Genomic DNA, 15,816 nt, shown 5'->3' on the forward strand with positions numbered 1-15,816 from the left:
TAAAAAAAGAGCTTTTTTAAAAAGCCCTTTTTTTATTTTGATAATAATCTAAGATAGTGATACTATAAACTCATGTAATACCCTACAATCTTTTGTACATCTCTTTCATTTTTAAAATTAAGCTTATTCTCTTTTGCATAATCTTCAACTAGCGAAGATTTAGAACCTGTCGCTTTGAGAATATCTGACTTTTTAAGCTTAAGCTTTTTAAAAGACTTTCCTTTCTTTAGATAGTAACTATCTTTAATTATATATTTATCATTGGCACGAGCCAGTTGTGGATTAGGACTCCCTTCTTTGATATCTATGCTGTAATTTTTATAAATCTCAAAGTCTTTAGACGCTGCGATCACCTCAAAAATTCTATAACCACCGTCTACAGGAGAATAAATATTTTTAAATACTCTATTATTGATGATAATTTTATCAATGTTTGTAAAATCAAAAGTGAAAATTGTTTCACTATCAATTTTAGATTCAAAAGCATTAAGCTTTGTGTTGAAATTGATGTTACTATTTAATTCAAAAGGCTTTTCTTGACTGTTTGTAAGGATTAATGTTTTATTATTCCAACTGTCAAACAAGTACACGGTTCCGTCAATAGGTCTTGGAGGATTACGTACAATACTGGAAGCTCCAATATTTGCACCATCAGGTCCATAAGTAGCGAGTGCGTTTAATGCATTATTGTTAGCATCAACAGCCTGCGCATAACTGTATCCTGTTGTAAACAAAAAGGATACTAAAATGATTATTAAATTTTTCATAGTTTTTATATTTCTAAGTTATATTATGTTGTAGGCCAAATATTCTGATAAATTTTGACATTGTAAAAATAAAAAAAGGGATCCATCTTGCAGTAACTCCCGATACTATTTAACCTTTTTGTAACAAGAATTCCGAACTATTCTTTCTTGTTGAAAGTTACATCTAGAAAAGGTACCCTTCAATTTTACGCAATTTATAGCCACAAGGCAATGTTAGTCTAAAAACAACGTAAACTTTGTTATAAATTTTTAATTTATTATCGTGTGCTTTATTACCTACTAAAACAATTATCTAATTTGATAATTCAAATATACCAACTTAAACAGTTTCCAATTTTTAGAGCTAGGTTTTAAAAAGTAATAAAAGAAAGAAGTTATGAATTAAAACCGTCTCCTGTTAACACAAGGCCTCAACCAACTTAGTTCTATATAAAATAGCTGTCAAACGAAAACTCTAGTGTTCTTAAAGGAATGATTTTAATCTATATTATTTAAATTAAAATGATTATACACAAAAAAAGAGCTTTTGAAAAAGCTCTTTTTAGATTTAAAACAGTAACCGAGGTTTATATTATAAAGACATATAATAACTTACAATCTTTTGTACATCTCTCTCATCTTTAAAATCAAGATTATTATCTTTTGCATATTGCTCAACAATCGATGATTTAGAACCCGCAGCTTTAAGTATATCTGATTTTTTAAGCTTCAGCTTTCTGAAAGAACTTCCTTTTTTGACATAGTAGCTATCCTTCATGATATATTTATCATTGGCACGTGCGAGAAGTGGATTAGGGTTACCTTCTCTAATATCGATACTATAATCTTTATATATCTCAAAGTCTTTTGACTCTGCTATAACTTCAAATATTCTATAACCACCATCTACAGGGGAGTAAATATTTTTAAACACTCTCTTGTTAACAATAAATTTATCAATATTTGTAAAATCAAAAGTAAAGATTGTTTTACTGTCAATCTTAGATTCAAAAGCGTTACGCTTTGCATTAAAATTAATATTACCGTTAAGTTCAAAAGGTTTTTCTCGAGCGGTTGTAAGGATTAATGCTTTGTTATTCCAGCTATTAAATAAGTATACCGTTCCTTCAATAGGTCTAGGAGGATTACGTACAACGCTAGAAGCTCCAATATTTGCACCATCAGGTCCGTAGGTGGCAAGGGCGTTTAACACATTGTTATTAGCATCGACAGCTTGTGCATGACCAAATCCTATTGCAAGCATAAAAGATACCAAAACGATCATTAATTTCTTCATAGTTTTTGTATTTCTAAATTAGATTTTATCTAAGTCAAATATTTTGCCAAACTTAAATAACGTAAAAATAAAAAAAGGGATCTACCTTGCGGTAAATCCCGATACTATTTAACCTATTTGTAGCAGGTTTCCCGATTTATTCTTCCTCGTTAGAGGTTGTCTCTACAACAGGTGCCACTTCAGTTTTCTTTGATCTTCCACGACGCGTAGACTTCTTTTTAGTGGTCTTACCAGCATTATAAATTTCATTGTAATCTACTAGTTCGATCATTGCCATATCAGCATTATCCCCTAAACGATTACCTAATTTAATAATACGAGTATATCCTCCTGGACGATCTCCTACTTTTACAGCTACATCTCTAAAAAGTTCTGTTACGGCATCTTTTTGACGTAAACGAGCGAAAACAATACGTCTGTTATGAGTAGTGTCTTCTTTAGATTTTGTAACTAAAGGCTCTACAAACTGCTTTAGAGCTTTTGCTTTTGCAACAGTTGTATTTATTCTTTTATGTTCAATTAGAGAACAAGCCATATTAGCAAGCATAGACTTCCTATGGGCTGTTTTTCTTCCTAAATGATTAAATTTCTTTCCGTGTCTCATTATTCTTAATGTTATTTATTCGCTTTCGCGAAAGCGTACAAATGATAACTAATCTTTATCTAATTTATATTTTGATAAATCCATACCAAAGTTTAACCCTTTTACATTTACTAGTTCTTCAAGTTCTGTCAAAGATTTCTTACCAAAGTTTCTAAACTTCATTAAGTCATTTTTATTGAAAGAAACAAGATCTCCTAATGTATCTACTTCTGCAGCTTTAAGACAATTAAGTGCACGTACTGAAAGGTCCATGTCTATAAGTTTTGTCTTTAGCAACTGTCTCATGTGAAGTGATTCTTCATCATAAGTTTCTGTTTGAGCAATCTCATCTGCTTCCAGAGTGATACGCTCATCAGAAAATAACATGAAGTGATGTATAAGTGTCTTTGCAGCTTCTGTAAGAGCTTCTTTTGGATGAATAGAACCGTCAGTGATAATTTCAAAGATTAGTTTTTCATAATCTGTCTTTTGCTCTACACGGTAATTCTCAATACTATACTTTACATTTCTGATAGGTGTATAGATAGAATCTGTAAATATAGTTCCTAAAGGTGCGTTTGATTTTTTATTTTCTTCTGCTGGTACGTATCCTCTTCCCTTTTCTATGGTAATTTCCATATTAATATTGACCTTCTTATCCATGTTGGCGATAATAAGGTCTGGGTTAAGCACTTGGAATCCAGAAATAAATTTCTGAAAATCTCCAGCGGTCAGTTGATCTATTCCTGAAAGAGAAATAGTGACAGTCTCGTTGTCTATTTCTTCTATCTGTCTTTTAAAACGTACTTGTTTTAAATTTAAAATAATTTCAGTAACATCTTCAACTACTCCAGCTATTGTAGAAAACTCATGATCAACGCCTTCTATACGTACAGAGGTGATTGCAAAACCTTCTAAAGAAGAAAGTAATACACGTCTTAAAGCGTTTCCTACAGTTAAACCATAACCCGGTTCTAAAGGTCTAAACTCAAATTTACCTTCAAAATCAGTAGAGTCAATCATAATGACTTTATCAGGCTTTTGGAAATTTAATATTGCCATATCGTGTTTTCTAGCTTTAGTTAATTTTACTTAGAGTACAATTCGACGATGAATTGCTCATTGATATTTTCAGGTATCTGAAGACGCTGAGGAACAGCTACAAAAGTACCTTCTTTTTTATCATTATTCCAAGAGATCCACTCATAGACCTGACTTGCGTTAGATAATGAATTTGCGATAACTTCTAATGATTTTGATTTTTCGCGAACAGCTACTACATCTCCAGGTTTTACTTGATAAGATGGAATATTTACGATACTTCCATTTACAGTAATATGACGGTGTGAAACTAACTGACGTGAACCGCTTCTAGAAGGAGAAATCCCCATTCTAAAGACAACGTTATCTAGACGTTGCTCACACAGTTGAAGTAGAACTTCACCAGTAATTCCGTTTGACCTATTTGCTTTTGCATATAGGTTTCTAAACTGACGCTCTAGTATACCGTAGGTATATTTAGCTTTTTGTTTTTCTTGTAATTGAACAGCGTACTCAGATTTTTTTCCTCTACGTCTGTTGTTTCCATGTTGTCCTGGAGGATAATTTCTTTTTTCAAAAGATTTATCTTCTCCAAAAATTGCTTCACTAAACTTACGAGCAATTTTAGTCTTAGGACCGGTATATCTTGCCATTAAAAAAGTTTTTTTTGAGGGGGTTAGGAATTAAGGTCAATCCTTCGCAAACCATATTCCCTCTAGATATTATTAAATTAAAATTAAACGCGACGTCTTTTTGGAGGACGACATCCATTGTGTGGTGCTGGAGTTACGTCAATAATTTCTGTAACTTCAATACCACTATTATGTATAGATCTGATAGCAGACTCACGTCCATTACCTGGTCCTTTTACATACACTTTTACTTTACGCAAACCTGCTTCGTGAGCAACTTTTGCACAGTCTTCTGCAGCAGTTTGAGCAGCATAAGGAGTGTTCTTTTTAGAACCTCTGAAACCCATTTTACCAGCAGATGACCAAGAAATCACATCTCCTTTTTTATTTGTTAACGAAATAATCAAATTATTAAAAGAAGCTGAGATGTGTGCTTCACCTACAGACTCTACAACAACTTTACGTTTTTTTGTACTTTGCTTTGCCATTACTACAAGTTATTATTTAGTTGCTTTCTTCTTGTTTGCAACAGTTTTACGCTTTCCTTTTCTTGTACGAGAGTTATTCTTAGTACGTTGACCTCTTAATGGAAGTCCTGTACGATGACGAATACCTCTGTAGCATCCGATATCCATTAAACGTTTGATGTTTAACGAAACTTCACTACGTAATTCTCCTTCGATTGTGTAGTTACCTACTGCATCACGAATTCGACCTATTTCGTCGTCATCCCAATCAGAAACTTTTTTGTCTTCTGATACATTAGCAGTAGCCAAAATTTCTTCAGCTCTACTTCTACCGATTCCAAAGATGTATGTTAGCGCAATTACACCTCTCTTTTGTTTTGGGATATCTATCCCTGCAATTCTAGCCATAATTCTTAACCTTGTCTTTGTTTAAACCTAGGGTTCTTTTTATTAATTACGTATAATCTGCCTTTACGACGTACAATTTTGCAGTCGGCACTTCTCTTCTTTACAGACGCTCTTACTTTCATATCAAGCTTATTTACCCGTTAGTAACGGTATGTTATACGAGCCTTAGATAAATCATAAGGACTCATTTCTAATTTTACTTTATCTCCAGGTAATAATTTAATATAGTGCATACGCATCTTACCTGAAATGTGCGCAGTCACAACGTGGCCATTTTCTAATTCAACTCTAAACATTGCGTTAGACAATGCTTCTATAATTGATCCATCTTGTTCTATAGCTGCTTGTTTTGCCATTATGCTACTGCTTTACGATTTTTACCTGATTTCATAAGACCATCATAATGTCTATTAAGCAGGTATGAGTTTACTTGTTGCATTGTATCTATAGCTACACCAACCATAATCAGTAATGATGTTCCACCATAAAAAAGTGCCCACCCTTGTTGTATTCCTATAAGCTTATGAGCAATTGCAGGAAAAATTGCAATTAATGCTAAGAAAACAGAACCAGGTAATGTTATTTGAGACATGATTTTGTCTAAATATTCAGCAGTTTCACTTCCAGGACGAATACCTGCAATGAAACCTCCGCTTCGTTTTAAATCATCAGCCATCTTATTTGTTGGGACTGTTATTGCAGTATAGAAATAAGTGAACACAATGATCAATAATCCGAATACAAGGTTATACCAAAATCCAAATATGTTTCCTCCAAATTCTTGTTGTAGCCATTGGCCTGTGCTTGTATCTGCGAGAAAACCAGCACCACCTATTAAACCTGGAACAAACATAATAGCTTGTGCAAAGATTATTGGCATTACACCAGAAGCATTCAATTTAAGTGGTATGTACTGTCTGTTACCAAAAACATTCTTTTCATAAGCTCCACTTGCAGTACGCCTAGCGTATGAGACTGGAATTTGACGAACAGCCATAACAAGTAAAACGGATAACAATATAATCACAAACCATATTACTAATTCTATAAGGATCATAATAATTCCCCCGTTAGACTCAGTAACACGAGCTGCCCATTCTTGTACAAATGAAATTGGCATAGTCGCAATAATACCTACCATAATTAACAGTGAAATACCATTACCTATACCTTTATCAGTAATCTTTTCTCCTAACCACATTGCAAAAATACAACCTGTAACGAGTATTAATACAGATGAAACATAGAAGGTAGGGGTAAGTCCTAATACAAAAGCATCAGTTCCACCCATTAATGTTGGTAGTGCTGCTAGGTACCCAGGAGCTTGAAGTAAACAAATAGCTATAGTTAACCATCTAGTTATTTGATTTATTTTACGCCTTCCGCTTTCTCCTTCTTTTTGTAGTTTTTGTAAATAAGGAATAGCAATTCCCATAAGTTGAACTACAATAGATGCAGAAATATAAGGCATAATACCAAGAGCAAAGACAGATGCATTTGAAAAAGCTCCACCTGTAAATGCACTTAAAAGGCTTAAGAGGTTGTTGTCTCCAACACTTCCTCTAAGGCCTCCTAACTGAGAGGCATCTATACCTGGCAATACTACTTGAGCACCAAAACGATATACGAGGAGAAGCATTAACGTAAGCATAATGCGATTCTTAAGCTCGTCAATCTTCCAAATATTTTTTATTGTATCTATAAATTTCATCCTCTTATATCAATTATAAAGTTACTGCTTCACCTCCAACAGCCTCAACAGCTTGTTTAGCTGATGCTGTAAATTTGTGAGCAGTTACTTTAAGCTTTGCTTTGAGCTCTCCTCTTCCTAATATTTTCACTAGGTCATTTTTACCAACAAGACGATTTTCTATTAGCACATCTAAAGTAACTTCGTCTTTAATACGACCAGCATCAACATATTCTTGGAGTGTATCTAAATTAACGCCCGCATATTCTTTACGATTCACGTTTTTAAATCCAAATTTAGGAACACGCCTTTGTAAAGGCATTTGACCTCCTTCAAAACCAATTTTCTTGGAATATCCAGAACGAGACTTTTGTCCTTTATGACCACGACCAGCTGTTCCACCGTTACCAGTTGCCTGACCACGTCCTCTACGGCTATCGTTTTTCTTAACCGAACCCTTTGCAGGTTGTAAAGTATTTAAATTCATCTATCTAAATATTTAAGCTTCTTCAACAGAAACTAAATGACTTACTTTATTTATCATACCAAGTATGTTTGGAGTATTTTCATGCTCCTTTACTTGGCCCATCTTTTTTAATCCAAGAGCCTCAAGGGTTCTCTTCTGATCGATAGGGCGATTGATCGCACTACGGATCTTTGTTACTTTTATCTTTGCCATAACTACTTGGTTTATCCTTTAAAGACTTTATCTAACGAAATTCCTCTTTGTTTTGCTACAGTTTCTGCACTTCTTAATTTAAGTAATGCATCAAAAGTAGCCTTTACAACATTGTGAGGATTTGATGATCCTTGGTTTTTAGATAGTACATCATGTATTCCTACAGATTCCAATACCGCTCTTATAGCTCCACCAGCAATTACTCCTGTACCGGCAGCAGCAGGTAATAATAATACTCTAGCTCCACCATATTTTCCTTTTTGTTCGTGAGGAATGGTTTTCTTGTTTAAAGGAATACGAACTAAATTTTTCTTAGCATCTTCAACTGCTTTTGCAATTGCAGATGCAACTTCTTTAGATTTCCCTAATCCTTGACCAACAACTCCATTTTCATCACCTACTACAACAATAGCAGAAAAACCAAAGGCTCTACCTCCTTTTGTTACTTTAGTAACACGTTGAACACCTACTAAGCGATCTTTAAGTTCTAAACCACTAGGTTTTACTAACTCTACGTTTTTATAATTCTGGTACATAATTTATTTAGAATTTAAGTCCGCCTTCACGAGCGCCTTCTGCTAGTTGTTTTACTCTACCATGATACAGATAACCTCCTCTGTCAAATACAACAGATTCAACACCTGACTTTACAGCCTTTTCAGCAATTGCTTTTCCAACAAGTTTTGCTGTTTCAGATTTACTTGCTCCTGAAGCAATCCCTTTATCTCTAGAAGAAGCAGCTCCTAAAGTTTTACCAGACAAATCATCAATGATCTGTGCGTAAATCTCTTTATTGCTTCTATATACACAGAGTCTAGGGCGCTCTGCAGTTCCAGAAATAGTCTTACGAATTCTTAAATGAATTCTATTTCTTTTTTCACTTTTTGATAATGCCATAACCTATGTATTATGCAGATTTACCTGCTTTTCTTCTAATGATCTCACCAACAAACTTAATACCTTTTCCTTTGTAAGGTTCTGGCTTACGGAAAGCACGAATTTTCGCCGCTACTTGCCCTACTAATTGTTTGTCGAAAGAAGTTAATTTTACAATTGGATTTTTACCTTTTTCAGATACAGTTTCCACTTTTACCTCTGGAGCTACCTCTAAAACGATATTGTGAGAAAAACCAACAGCTAAATCTAATTTTTGACCTTGGTTACTGGCACGATATCCTACTCCAATAAGCTCTAATTCTTTGGTCCATCCTTTTGACACTCCTTCAATCATATTAAAAATAAGCGAACGGTATAAACCGTGCTTAGCTCTAACATCTTTTTTATCAGAAGGTCTTTCAAGAGTAACGGTTCCATCTTCTACTTTAATAGTAATTTCTGAAAACTCTTGTGTAAGTTCACCTAATTTTCCTTTTACGGTTACAATTCCGTCAGCTACGTTTACAGTAACACCATCTGGAATTGTAATTGGACTTTTACCTATTCTTGACATTTCTTTGTCTTTTTAACTGGTTAGTAAACGTAACAAAGTACTTCGCCACCTACATTTGCTTGATGTGCTTGCTTTCCTGTCATTACTCCTTTAGAAGTAGACACGATAGCAATCCCTAAACCATTCAATATACGAGGTATATCTGAGGATGAAGCGTATTTACGTAAACCAGGTTTACTTATTCTTTGTATATCTCTTATTACAGACTCTTTAGTAGTCCCGTCATACTTCAAAGCAATTTTGATAGTATCTTGAGATTTACCTTTTTCAAATTTGTAACTTAAAATGTAACCTTGGTCAAATAAAATTTTAGTCATCTCCTTTTTAAGGTTTGATGCTGGAATCTCAACGACTCTGTGGTTTGCTGCAGCTGCGTTTCTAATTCTAGTTAGAAAATCTGCAATTGGATCTGTGTTCATTTATATGAATTTACAGTAGTGGTTTTTCGTTTTCACGAAACCTTCTACTTATTAATAATTTTACCAACTAGCTTTTTTAACACCTGGTATAAGACCTTGGTTTGCCATTTCTCTGAATGTAACACGAGAAAGACCAAATTGTCTCATATATCCTTTTGGACGACCTGTTAGTTTACAACGGTTGTGCATACGGATAGGAGATGCATTTTTAGGTAGTTTTTGTAATGCTTCATAATCGCCAGCCTCTTTTAAAGCTTTACGTTTTTCCGCATACTTAGCTACTGTTTTTGCTCTTTTCACCTCACGGGCTTTCATTGATTCTTTAGCCATAATTAATTCTTTTTGAAAGGTAAACCCAGTTCTGTTAACAATGATTTTGCTTCTTTATCTGTAGTTGCAGAAGTTTCAAAGGTAATATTCATTCCTTCAATCTTCTTTATTCTATCGATATTGATTTCTGGAAAGATAATTTGCTCAGTAATTCCCATACTGTAGTTACCTCTACCATCAAATCCAGTAGCATTTATACCTCCAAAGTCTCTAACTCGAGGAAGTGCAGATGTAATCAATCTATCAAGAAATTCATACATACGCTCACCACGTAATGTAACTTTGGTACCAATTGGCATTCCCTTACGCAACTTAAAAGAAGCAACGTCTTTCTTAGAAATTGTAGCAACAGCTCTTTGCCCAGTAATTAGGGTAATTTCTTCTACTGCATTTTCAACCAATTTTTTATCAGCAACAGCGGCTCCAACACCTCTAGATACTATGATCTTATTAAGTTTAGGAACTTGCATTATATTCTTATAGCCAAATTCTTCTGTAAGAGAAGCCGTTATTCGGTCTTTAAACTCTTGTTTTAATCTTGGTACGTATCCCATGACTATATGATTTCGTTTGTTGTTTTAGCGAAACGAACCTTCTTATCTCCTTCCATACGGAAACCTACACGTGTAGCTTTACCGTTCTGGTCTATTAAAGACACATTAGAAATTTGAAGGGGTGCTTCTTTTTCTTTAATACCACCCTGAGGATTTGCAGCACTAGGCTTTTCATGTTTTTTCACCATGTTTATACCCTCTACGATAACTTTATTTTTATCGACAAACACCTTGGTTACTTTACCTTCTTTTCCCTTCTGGGCTCCAGCCATAACACGAACGGTATCTCCTGATTTAATTTTAAGTTTTGCCATCTTCTTTATGTATTAAAGCACTTCAGGTGCTAATGATACAATCTTCATGAACTGTTTGTCACGAAGTTCTCTCGCTACTGGTCCAAAAACACGAGTTCCTCGCATTTCGCCCTGAGCGTTTAAAAGAACACAAGCATTGTCATCAAAACGAATATATGATCCATCTGGACGACGTACTTCTTTCTTAGTACGCACAACTACTGCTGTAGATACGGCTCCTTTTTTTACTTGACCGTTAGGTGTAGCATCTTTTACAGATACTACAATTTTATCCCCTACAGAAGCATATCTTCTCTTAGTACCTCCCAACACACGGATTGTCAAAACTTCTTTTGCTCCTGTGTTATCTGCTACTTTTAATCTTGATTCTTGCTGTAACATTACTTAGCTCTTTCAATGATTTCTACTAATCTCCAACATTTAGATTTACTCATAGGACGTGTTTCCATGATCCTAACAGTATCTCCTTCGTTGCAGTCGTTTGTTTCGTCGTGTGCTACGTATTTTTTCGTTTTTAAAACGAATTTTCCATACATAGGGTGTTTTACTTTTTTAACCTCAGATACAACAATTGATTTTTGCATCTTGTTACTAGTAACTACACCTATACGCTCTTTTCTTAAATTTCTTTTTTCCATCTTAAGCAGCGTTATTGTTCTCTTTTAGTTAATTCAGTTGCTATTCTTGCGACTGTACGTCTTAAACCACGCAATTGAATAGGATTTTCTAACGGAGAAATTGTGTGTGCCATTTTAAGATCTGAATAAGATCTTCTAGCTTTTCCAAGTTCTTCTTGTAATTCTGCTACAGATAATCCTTTTACTTCTGATTGTTTCATTATCTTATAATTTATTCAGCTGAAAAGTCTCTAGCTACAATATATTTTGTTCTCACAGGAAGTTTTTGAGCTGCAAGTCTAAGTGCTTCTTTAGCCACTGGCTCAGGCACTCCACCTACTTCAAATAAAATACGTCCTGGTTTTACTACAGCTGCCCAATATTCTACAGCACCTTTACCCTTACCCATACGAACCTCAAGAGGTTTTTTGGTAATAGGCTTGTCTGGAAAGATTTTGATCCATAACTGACCTTCTCTTTTCATGTAACGTGTTGCTGCAATACGAGCGGCTTCTATTTGTCTAGCAGTAATGAAACTAGAGTCTGTTGACTTAATTCCAAAAGTTCCATTTGAAAGCGTGTGCCCTCTTTGAGAGAGACCTTTCATACGACCCTTCTGCTGCTTACGGAATTTTGTTTTTTTAGGCTGTAACATTTTCTTGTTCTTTTAAAAAATTACTTTCTACGGCGAGATCCGCGGTTATCTTTACCCGAACCACCTTTACCTGATTTCTTTTGTAAACCAACTAACGGAGAAAGTTCTCTTTTGCCATATACTTCGCCTTTCATAATCCATACTTTAATCCCCAGTCTACCATAAGTAGTATGGGCTTCAACTAAAGCATAATCTATGTCGGCTCTAAATGTTGATAAAGGAATACGTCCATCTTTATAAGACTCAGAACGCGCCATTTCAGCACCATTCAAACGTCCAGAAATCTGGATTTTAATACCCTCTGCATTCATACGCATTGCAGCCGCAATAGCCATCTTGATTGCACGACGGAAAGAGATACGACTTTCAATCTGACGAGCAACACTAGATCCCACCAAGAACGCATCAAGTTCTGGTCGTTTAATTTCGTGGATATTAATTTGTACTTCTTTTTCAGTAATCTTCTTAAGCTCTTCTTTCAACTTGTCTACCTCTTGTCCACCTTTCCCAATAATAATACCAGGTCTAGCAGTAGTGATAGTAACGGTTACAAGTTTAAGTGTACGCTCAATAATTACACGTGACACACTAGCTTTACTTAAACGAGCGTGAATATATCGTCTAATCTTATCGTCTTCGGCAAGTTTGTCACCGTAGTCGTTACCACCATACCAGTTAGATTCCCATCCTCTGATAATTCCTAGGCGATTTCCGATTGGATTTGTCTTCTGTCCCATCTAATTAATTGCTTTGTGTGTTATCGTTTGCACCAAGCACGACTGTTACGTGATTGCTACGTTTTCTTATTCTGTGTGCGCGACCTTGTGGCGCTGGACGAAGTCTTTTTAACATCGCACCACTATCCACTTTGATCTCTTTAATAAAAAGGTCTGCATCCTCCAAACTTGCTTCCGCGTTCTTAGCCTCCCAATTTGCAATGGCAGAAAGAACTAACTTCTCAACTTTACGAGATGCTTCTTTATTACTAAATTTTAACAATTGAAGTGCTCTCTCCACCTTTGCGCCACGTATCATATCTGCTACTAAACGCATTTTTCTAGGCGAAGTCGGGCAGTTATTCAATTTCGCGAAAGCTATTTGCTTATTAGCTGCCTTGCGCGCTTCTGCTGATTCTCTTTTACGAACTCCCATGACTTCAATTATTTTTTACCTTTATTTTTCGCACCACCATGCCCTCTATAAGAGCGTGTTGGTGAAAATTCTCCTAATTTATGTCCTACCATGTTTTCAGTAACGTATACCGGAACAAATTGGCGACCATTATGTACTGCTATTGTTTGCCCCACAAAATCTGGAGTAATCATTGAAGCTCTAGACCATGTTTTGATTACAGTCTTTTTATTGCCTTCAACGTTTGCAGCAACTTTCTTTTCTAACTTATAGTGAACGTAAGGTCCTTTTTTTAATGAACGTGCCATATCTTATTATTTCTTTCTACGTTCTACAATATATTTATTACTCGACTTCGTCTTAGAACGTGTTCTGTATCCTTTTGCAGGAACACCGTTTCTATTACGAGGGTGACCTCCAGAAGATTTACCTTCCCCACCTCCCATTGGGTGATCGACAGGGTTCATCACTACTGGACGTACACGAGGCCTTCTTCCTAACCAACGGCTTCTACCTGCTTTACCAGATACTAAAAGCTGATGATCACTATTAGACACAGCGCCTACTGTTGCCATACACGTAAGAAGAATCAATCTTGTTTCTCCTGATGGTAATTTAACTGTTGCAAATTTCCCATCACGCGCCATTAATTGAGCAAATGCCCCAGCACTACGAGCCATAACAGCTCCTTGACCTGGACGTAACTCAATACATGAAATAATTGTACCTAATGGAATATCTGAAAGAGGCATTGCATTTCCTATTTCTGGAGCCACATTTGGACCAGACACTAGGTTTTGACCTACCTGAAGACCGTTTTGAGCAATTACATAACGCTTTTCACCATCTTGATAATGAAGCAATGCAATAAATGCTGTTCTGTTTGGATCGTATTGAATTGAAGCTACGGTACCAGGAACTCCTTCCTTGTTACGTTTAAAATCAATAATACGGTACCTTTGCTTATGACCTCCACCAACTTGGCGTATGGTCATTTTTCCCGTGTTGTTTCTACCCCCTGAGCGTTTTTTCGGAACCAATAGGCTCTTTTCCGGCTTGTCAGTTGTAATCTGGTCGAAACCATTTACAACTCTAAATCGCTGCCCTGGAGTGATAGGTTTTAGTTTTCTTACTGACATTTTTTTACATTAAATGTTGTTATAAAAATCTATTGTATCACCTTCCGCCAACTGTACAATTGCTTTTTTAATAGCATTTGTTTTACCAGTAATGACCCCAGATTTCGTATAACGAGATTTGCGATCAGGACGGACATTCATTGTTCGAACTTTTTCAACTGAAACGCCATAAGCAGACTCAACTGCTTTCTTAATTTCAACCTTATTTGTTCTCATACTTACTTCGAAAGTATAGCGATTATTAACCTCACTATCCATCGTAGCTTTTTCCGTAATAACAGGTTTTATTAAAATACTCATGACGTCTTATTTTGCTAAGTTTGTCTCAATACCTTCTAAAGAACCTTCAAGCAATACAACATTATTAGCATTCATAATCTTATAAGTACTTAATTCTGAGTTTGTTATAACTTCAGAGCTCTTTAAATTGCGTGACGACAAATATACATTATTATTTGACTCTCCCAACACTATCAAGGATTTTTTATTCTCAAGCCCTAAAGCTTTAAGAACATTTATAAAATCTTTTGTTTTTGGAGACTCAAAATTAAAGTCTTCTACAACCATAATAGCCTTATCGTTAGCCTTTAAAGAAAGTGCTGAACGACGTGCTAATCTTTTCATTCCTTTATTAAGTTTGAAGGAATAGTTTCTTGGTCTTGGACCAAACATTCTTCCTCCTCCTTTAAAAACACCAGACTTAATACTTCCCGCACGAGCTGTACCAGTTCCTTTTTGTTTTTTTATCTTACGAGTAGACCCTGAAATTTCAGCTCTCTCTTTTGCCTTATGAGTTCCTTGACGTTGATTAGCAAGATATTGCTTAACGTCTAAGTATACAGCATGATTATTAGGCTCAATAGCAAAAACAGCATCAGAAAGGTTTGCCTCTCTCCCTGTTTCTTTTCCTTTAATATCTACAACTGATACTTTCATTATTTCTGAATGGTTACATAAGCGTTTTTGTGACCAGGAACACATCCTTTTACAACAAGTAGGTTTTTATCTGCTACTACTTTTAAAACTCTTAAATTTTGAACTTTCACTTGATCACCTCCCATACGACCTGCCATACGCATTCCTTTGAATACACGTGCAGGATATGATGCAGCCCCAATAGAACCTGGCGCTCTCAAACGGTTGTGTTGACCGTGAGTTGCTTGTCCAACTCCAGCAAAACCGTGACGCTTAACAACTCCTTGGAAACCTTTTCCTTTTGATGTTCCTGATACATCTACAAATTCACCTTCTTCAAAGTGATCTACCGTAAGTGTATCTCCTAATTTAAATTCTCCTTCAAATCCTTGAAACTCGACAACTTTGCGTTTTGCAACCGTACCTGCTTTTTTAGCGTGACCACTAGCAGCTTTGTTTGCCTTTTTTGCGTCATCGAAACCAAGTTGAAGGGCTTCATACCCGTCAGTTTCTGTGGTTCTGACTTGGGTAACTACGCAGGGACCTACTTCTAAGACTGTACATGGCATATTCTTACCATTTTCGTCAAAGATGCTGGTCATACCTACTTTTTTTCCGATTAACCCAGACATATTTATATATATTAATTATTAAAATTCAACTCAAAAAAACAGGGTTAAATACCTTCAACCCTGAATGTATTTTTTCCGTTTTTCCCTTGCACGCAGCTCAGGACATTTTATAGAGAT

Annotated in this window: 30 protein-coding genes; all 30 read right to left on the reverse strand. The window is 35.5% G+C overall.

Annotated elements, in window-relative coordinates; all coding sequences use genetic code 11:
- Positions 1–62: 62 nt before the first annotated feature.
- On the reverse strand, positions 63–767 hold the full coding sequence (locus tag ACFO3O_RS03155) for a hypothetical protein (RefSeq protein WP_379977051.1): 705 nt from the start codon (positions 765–767) through the stop codon (positions 63–65).
- Between the two features lie 571 nt (positions 768–1,338).
- Complete coding sequence (locus tag ACFO3O_RS03160; RefSeq protein WP_379977052.1) at positions 1,339–2,043, reverse strand: hypothetical protein; 705 nt, start codon at positions 2,041–2,043, stop codon at positions 1,339–1,341.
- A gap of 136 nt (positions 2,044–2,179) precedes the next feature.
- Entirely contained in the window at positions 2,180–2,647 is a 468-nt protein-coding gene (gene rplQ, locus ACFO3O_RS03165) for a 50S ribosomal protein L17 (RefSeq protein ID WP_379977053.1), read from the reverse strand.
- A 48-nt stretch (positions 2,648–2,695) separates the two neighbouring features.
- Positions 2,696–3,688: a DNA-directed RNA polymerase subunit alpha gene (locus ACFO3O_RS03170; protein ID WP_379977054.1), complete on the reverse strand. Its 993-nt coding sequence runs from the start codon at positions 3,686–3,688 to the stop codon at positions 2,696–2,698.
- Between the two features lie 26 nt (positions 3,689–3,714).
- Entirely contained in the window at positions 3,715–4,320 is a 606-nt protein-coding gene (rpsD, locus tag ACFO3O_RS03175) for a 30S ribosomal protein S4 (protein WP_379977055.1), read from the reverse strand.
- An 83-nt stretch (positions 4,321–4,403) separates the two neighbouring features.
- Complete coding sequence (gene rpsK, locus ACFO3O_RS03180) at positions 4,404–4,787, reverse strand: 30S ribosomal protein S11 (RefSeq protein ID WP_089373230.1); 384 nt, start codon at positions 4,785–4,787, stop codon at positions 4,404–4,406.
- A 12-nt stretch (positions 4,788–4,799) separates the two neighbouring features.
- Entirely contained in the window at positions 4,800–5,174 is a 375-nt protein-coding gene (rpsM, locus tag ACFO3O_RS03185) for a 30S ribosomal protein S13 (protein WP_379977056.1), read from the reverse strand.
- Positions 5,175–5,179: 5 nt separating this feature from the next.
- The gene (gene ykgO, locus ACFO3O_RS03190) at positions 5,180–5,296 is read right to left on the reverse strand and encodes a type B 50S ribosomal protein L36 (protein ID WP_013305171.1); all 117 of its coding nucleotides are present in this window, start codon (positions 5,294–5,296) and stop codon (positions 5,180–5,182) included.
- An 18-nt stretch (positions 5,297–5,314) separates the two neighbouring features.
- Positions 5,315–5,530 (reverse strand): translation initiation factor IF-1, encoded by a 216-nt coding sequence (infA, locus tag ACFO3O_RS03195; protein WP_013751343.1) that lies wholly within the window; start codon positions 5,528–5,530, stop codon positions 5,315–5,317.
- Positions 5,530–6,885 (reverse strand): preprotein translocase subunit SecY, encoded by a 1,356-nt coding sequence (gene secY, locus ACFO3O_RS03200; RefSeq protein WP_379977057.1) that lies wholly within the window; start codon positions 6,883–6,885, stop codon positions 5,530–5,532. The genes infA and secY overlap by 1 nt, the downstream gene beginning before the upstream one ends.
- A gap of 13 nt (positions 6,886–6,898) precedes the next feature.
- Positions 6,899–7,351, reverse strand: coding sequence for a 50S ribosomal protein L15 (rplO, locus tag ACFO3O_RS03205; protein WP_299217563.1), 453 nt, complete (start codon positions 7,349–7,351; stop codon positions 6,899–6,901).
- A gap of 12 nt (positions 7,352–7,363) precedes the next feature.
- On the reverse strand, positions 7,364–7,543 hold the full coding sequence (gene rpmD / locus ACFO3O_RS03210; RefSeq protein ID WP_379977058.1) for a 50S ribosomal protein L30: 180 nt from the start codon (positions 7,541–7,543) through the stop codon (positions 7,364–7,366).
- Positions 7,544–7,554: 11 nt separating this feature from the next.
- A complete protein-coding gene (gene rpsE, locus ACFO3O_RS03215) occupies positions 7,555–8,079 on the reverse strand; it encodes a 30S ribosomal protein S5 (protein ID WP_379977059.1) in 525 nt (174 codons plus the stop codon).
- Between the two features lie 7 nt (positions 8,080–8,086).
- Positions 8,087–8,440 (reverse strand): 50S ribosomal protein L18, encoded by a 354-nt coding sequence (gene rplR, locus ACFO3O_RS03220; RefSeq protein ID WP_379977060.1) that lies wholly within the window; start codon positions 8,438–8,440, stop codon positions 8,087–8,089.
- Between the two features lie 10 nt (positions 8,441–8,450).
- Complete coding sequence (rplF, locus tag ACFO3O_RS03225; protein WP_379977061.1) at positions 8,451–8,993, reverse strand: 50S ribosomal protein L6; 543 nt, start codon at positions 8,991–8,993, stop codon at positions 8,451–8,453.
- Positions 8,994–9,013: 20 nt separating this feature from the next.
- A complete protein-coding gene (gene rpsH / locus ACFO3O_RS03230) occupies positions 9,014–9,412 on the reverse strand; it encodes a 30S ribosomal protein S8 (RefSeq protein WP_379977062.1) in 399 nt (132 codons plus the stop codon).
- Positions 9,413–9,472: 60 nt separating this feature from the next.
- Positions 9,473–9,742, reverse strand: coding sequence for a 30S ribosomal protein S14 (gene rpsN, locus ACFO3O_RS03235; RefSeq protein WP_379977063.1), 270 nt, complete (start codon positions 9,740–9,742; stop codon positions 9,473–9,475).
- Between the two features lie 2 nt (positions 9,743–9,744).
- Entirely contained in the window at positions 9,745–10,296 is a 552-nt protein-coding gene (gene rplE, locus ACFO3O_RS03240; RefSeq protein WP_379977064.1) for a 50S ribosomal protein L5, read from the reverse strand.
- A 2-nt stretch (positions 10,297–10,298) separates the two neighbouring features.
- A complete protein-coding gene (gene rplX / locus ACFO3O_RS03245) occupies positions 10,299–10,610 on the reverse strand; it encodes a 50S ribosomal protein L24 (RefSeq protein WP_379977066.1) in 312 nt (103 codons plus the stop codon).
- Positions 10,611–10,622: 12 nt separating this feature from the next.
- Positions 10,623–10,991: a 50S ribosomal protein L14 gene (gene rplN / locus ACFO3O_RS03250; protein WP_089373242.1), complete on the reverse strand. Its 369-nt coding sequence runs from the start codon at positions 10,989–10,991 to the stop codon at positions 10,623–10,625.
- Positions 10,991–11,248, reverse strand: coding sequence for a 30S ribosomal protein S17 (gene rpsQ, locus ACFO3O_RS03255; protein WP_089373243.1), 258 nt, complete (start codon positions 11,246–11,248; stop codon positions 10,991–10,993). The genes rplN and rpsQ overlap by 1 nt, the downstream gene beginning before the upstream one ends.
- Before the next feature lie 11 nt (positions 11,249–11,259).
- The gene (gene rpmC, locus ACFO3O_RS03260) at positions 11,260–11,448 is read right to left on the reverse strand and encodes a 50S ribosomal protein L29 (RefSeq protein ID WP_379977067.1); all 189 of its coding nucleotides are present in this window, start codon (positions 11,446–11,448) and stop codon (positions 11,260–11,262) included.
- An 11-nt stretch (positions 11,449–11,459) separates the two neighbouring features.
- The gene (gene rplP, locus ACFO3O_RS03265; protein WP_299209080.1) at positions 11,460–11,882 is read right to left on the reverse strand and encodes a 50S ribosomal protein L16; all 423 of its coding nucleotides are present in this window, start codon (positions 11,880–11,882) and stop codon (positions 11,460–11,462) included.
- Positions 11,883–11,902: 20 nt separating this feature from the next.
- Entirely contained in the window at positions 11,903–12,619 is a 717-nt protein-coding gene (rpsC, locus tag ACFO3O_RS03270; protein WP_089373246.1) for a 30S ribosomal protein S3, read from the reverse strand.
- A 4-nt stretch (positions 12,620–12,623) separates the two neighbouring features.
- Complete coding sequence (gene rplV / locus ACFO3O_RS03275) at positions 12,624–13,034, reverse strand: 50S ribosomal protein L22 (RefSeq protein WP_379977068.1); 411 nt, start codon at positions 13,032–13,034, stop codon at positions 12,624–12,626.
- A gap of 8 nt (positions 13,035–13,042) precedes the next feature.
- On the reverse strand, positions 13,043–13,321 hold the full coding sequence (gene rpsS / locus ACFO3O_RS03280; RefSeq protein WP_299209067.1) for a 30S ribosomal protein S19: 279 nt from the start codon (positions 13,319–13,321) through the stop codon (positions 13,043–13,045).
- A 6-nt stretch (positions 13,322–13,327) separates the two neighbouring features.
- Entirely contained in the window at positions 13,328–14,152 is an 825-nt protein-coding gene (gene rplB, locus ACFO3O_RS03285; RefSeq protein ID WP_379977069.1) for a 50S ribosomal protein L2, read from the reverse strand.
- Between the two features lie 9 nt (positions 14,153–14,161).
- Positions 14,162–14,452: a 50S ribosomal protein L23 gene (gene rplW, locus ACFO3O_RS03290; protein WP_379977071.1), complete on the reverse strand. Its 291-nt coding sequence runs from the start codon at positions 14,450–14,452 to the stop codon at positions 14,162–14,164.
- 6 nt (positions 14,453–14,458) lie between these two features.
- The gene (gene rplD / locus ACFO3O_RS03295) at positions 14,459–15,088 is read right to left on the reverse strand and encodes a 50S ribosomal protein L4 (RefSeq protein WP_379977072.1); all 630 of its coding nucleotides are present in this window, start codon (positions 15,086–15,088) and stop codon (positions 14,459–14,461) included.
- The gene (gene rplC, locus ACFO3O_RS03300; protein ID WP_379977073.1) at positions 15,088–15,699 is read right to left on the reverse strand and encodes a 50S ribosomal protein L3; all 612 of its coding nucleotides are present in this window, start codon (positions 15,697–15,699) and stop codon (positions 15,088–15,090) included. The genes rplD and rplC overlap by 1 nt, the downstream gene beginning before the upstream one ends.
- Between the last annotated feature and the right edge of the window lie 117 nt (positions 15,700–15,816).

It is taken from the genome of Dokdonia ponticola, assembly GCF_042653865.1.
In the GTDB taxonomy this organism is placed as follows: Bacteria; Bacteroidota; Bacteroidia; order Flavobacteriales; family Flavobacteriaceae; genus Dokdonia; species Dokdonia ponticola.

What these genes read in the sequence shown, in the direction of transcription:
- ACFO3O_RS03155 (WP_379977051.1), bottom strand. Translation starts at nt 767, where the DNA reads ATGAAAAATTTAATAATCATTTTAGTATCCTTTTTGTTTACAACAGGA.
- ACFO3O_RS03160 (WP_379977052.1), bottom strand. Translation starts at nt 2,043, where the DNA reads ATGAAGAAATTAATGATCGTTTTGGTATCTTTTATGCTTGCAATAGGA.
- rplQ (WP_379977053.1), bottom strand. Translation starts at nt 2,647, where the DNA reads ATGAGACACGGAAAGAAATTTAATCATTTAGGAAGAAAAACAGCCCAT.
- ACFO3O_RS03170 (WP_379977054.1), bottom strand. Translation starts at nt 3,688, where the DNA reads ATGGCAATATTAAATTTCCAAAAGCCTGATAAAGTCATTATGATTGAC.
- rpsD (WP_379977055.1), bottom strand. Translation starts at nt 4,320, where the DNA reads ATGGCAAGATATACCGGTCCTAAGACTAAAATTGCTCGTAAGTTTAGT.
- rpsK (WP_089373230.1), bottom strand. Translation starts at nt 4,787, where the DNA reads ATGGCAAAGCAAAGTACAAAAAAACGTAAAGTTGTTGTAGAGTCTGTA.
- rpsM (WP_379977056.1), bottom strand. Translation starts at nt 5,174, where the DNA reads ATGGCTAGAATTGCAGGGATAGATATCCCAAAACAAAAGAGAGGTGTA.
- ykgO (WP_013305171.1), bottom strand. Translation starts at nt 5,296, where the DNA reads ATGAAAGTAAGAGCGTCTGTAAAGAAGAGAAGTGCCGACTGCAAAATT.
- infA (WP_013751343.1), bottom strand. Translation starts at nt 5,530, where the DNA reads ATGGCAAAACAAGCAGCTATAGAACAAGATGGATCAATTATAGAAGCA.
- secY (WP_379977057.1), bottom strand. Translation starts at nt 6,885, where the DNA reads ATGAAATTTATAGATACAATAAAAAATATTTGGAAGATTGACGAGCTT.
- rplO (WP_299217563.1), bottom strand. Translation starts at nt 7,351, where the DNA reads ATGAATTTAAATACTTTACAACCTGCAAAGGGTTCGGTTAAGAAAAAC.
- rpmD (WP_379977058.1), bottom strand. Translation starts at nt 7,543, where the DNA reads ATGGCAAAGATAAAAGTAACAAAGATCCGTAGTGCGATCAATCGCCCT.
- rpsE (WP_379977059.1), bottom strand. Translation starts at nt 8,079, where the DNA reads ATGTACCAGAATTATAAAAACGTAGAGTTAGTAAAACCTAGTGGTTTA.
- rplR (WP_379977060.1), bottom strand. Translation starts at nt 8,440, where the DNA reads ATGGCATTATCAAAAAGTGAAAAAAGAAATAGAATTCATTTAAGAATT.
- rplF (WP_379977061.1), bottom strand. Translation starts at nt 8,993, where the DNA reads ATGTCAAGAATAGGTAAAAGTCCAATTACAATTCCAGATGGTGTTACT.
- rpsH (WP_379977062.1), bottom strand. Translation starts at nt 9,412, where the DNA reads ATGAACACAGATCCAATTGCAGATTTTCTAACTAGAATTAGAAACGCA.
- rpsN (WP_379977063.1), bottom strand. Translation starts at nt 9,742, where the DNA reads ATGGCTAAAGAATCAATGAAAGCCCGTGAGGTGAAAAGAGCAAAAACA.
- rplE (WP_379977064.1), bottom strand. Translation starts at nt 10,296, where the DNA reads ATGGGATACGTACCAAGATTAAAACAAGAGTTTAAAGACCGAATAACG.
- rplX (WP_379977066.1), bottom strand. Translation starts at nt 10,610, where the DNA reads ATGGCAAAACTTAAAATTAAATCAGGAGATACCGTTCGTGTTATGGCT.
- rplN (WP_089373242.1), bottom strand. Translation starts at nt 10,991, where the DNA reads ATGTTACAGCAAGAATCAAGATTAAAAGTAGCAGATAACACAGGAGCA.
- rpsQ (WP_089373243.1), bottom strand. Translation starts at nt 11,248, where the DNA reads ATGGAAAAAAGAAATTTAAGAAAAGAGCGTATAGGTGTAGTTACTAGT.
- rpmC (WP_379977067.1), bottom strand. Translation starts at nt 11,448, where the DNA reads ATGAAACAATCAGAAGTAAAAGGATTATCTGTAGCAGAATTACAAGAA.
- rplP (WP_299209080.1), bottom strand. Translation starts at nt 11,882, where the DNA reads ATGTTACAGCCTAAAAAAACAAAATTCCGTAAGCAGCAGAAGGGTCGT.
- rpsC (WP_089373246.1), bottom strand. Translation starts at nt 12,619, where the DNA reads ATGGGACAGAAGACAAATCCAATCGGAAATCGCCTAGGAATTATCAGA.
- rplV (WP_379977068.1), bottom strand. Translation starts at nt 13,034, where the DNA reads ATGGGAGTTCGTAAAAGAGAATCAGCAGAAGCGCGCAAGGCAGCTAAT.
- rpsS (WP_299209067.1), bottom strand. Translation starts at nt 13,321, where the DNA reads ATGGCACGTTCATTAAAAAAAGGACCTTACGTTCACTATAAGTTAGAA.
- rplB (WP_379977069.1), bottom strand. Translation starts at nt 14,152, where the DNA reads ATGTCAGTAAGAAAACTAAAACCTATCACTCCAGGGCAGCGATTTAGA.
- rplW (WP_379977071.1), bottom strand. Translation starts at nt 14,452, where the DNA reads ATGAGTATTTTAATAAAACCTGTTATTACGGAAAAAGCTACGATGGAT.
- rplD (WP_379977072.1), bottom strand. Translation starts at nt 15,088, where the DNA reads ATGAAAGTATCAGTTGTAGATATTAAAGGAAAAGAAACAGGGAGAGAG.
- rplC (WP_379977073.1), bottom strand. Translation starts at nt 15,699, where the DNA reads ATGTCTGGGTTAATCGGAAAAAAAGTAGGTATGACCAGCATCTTTGAC.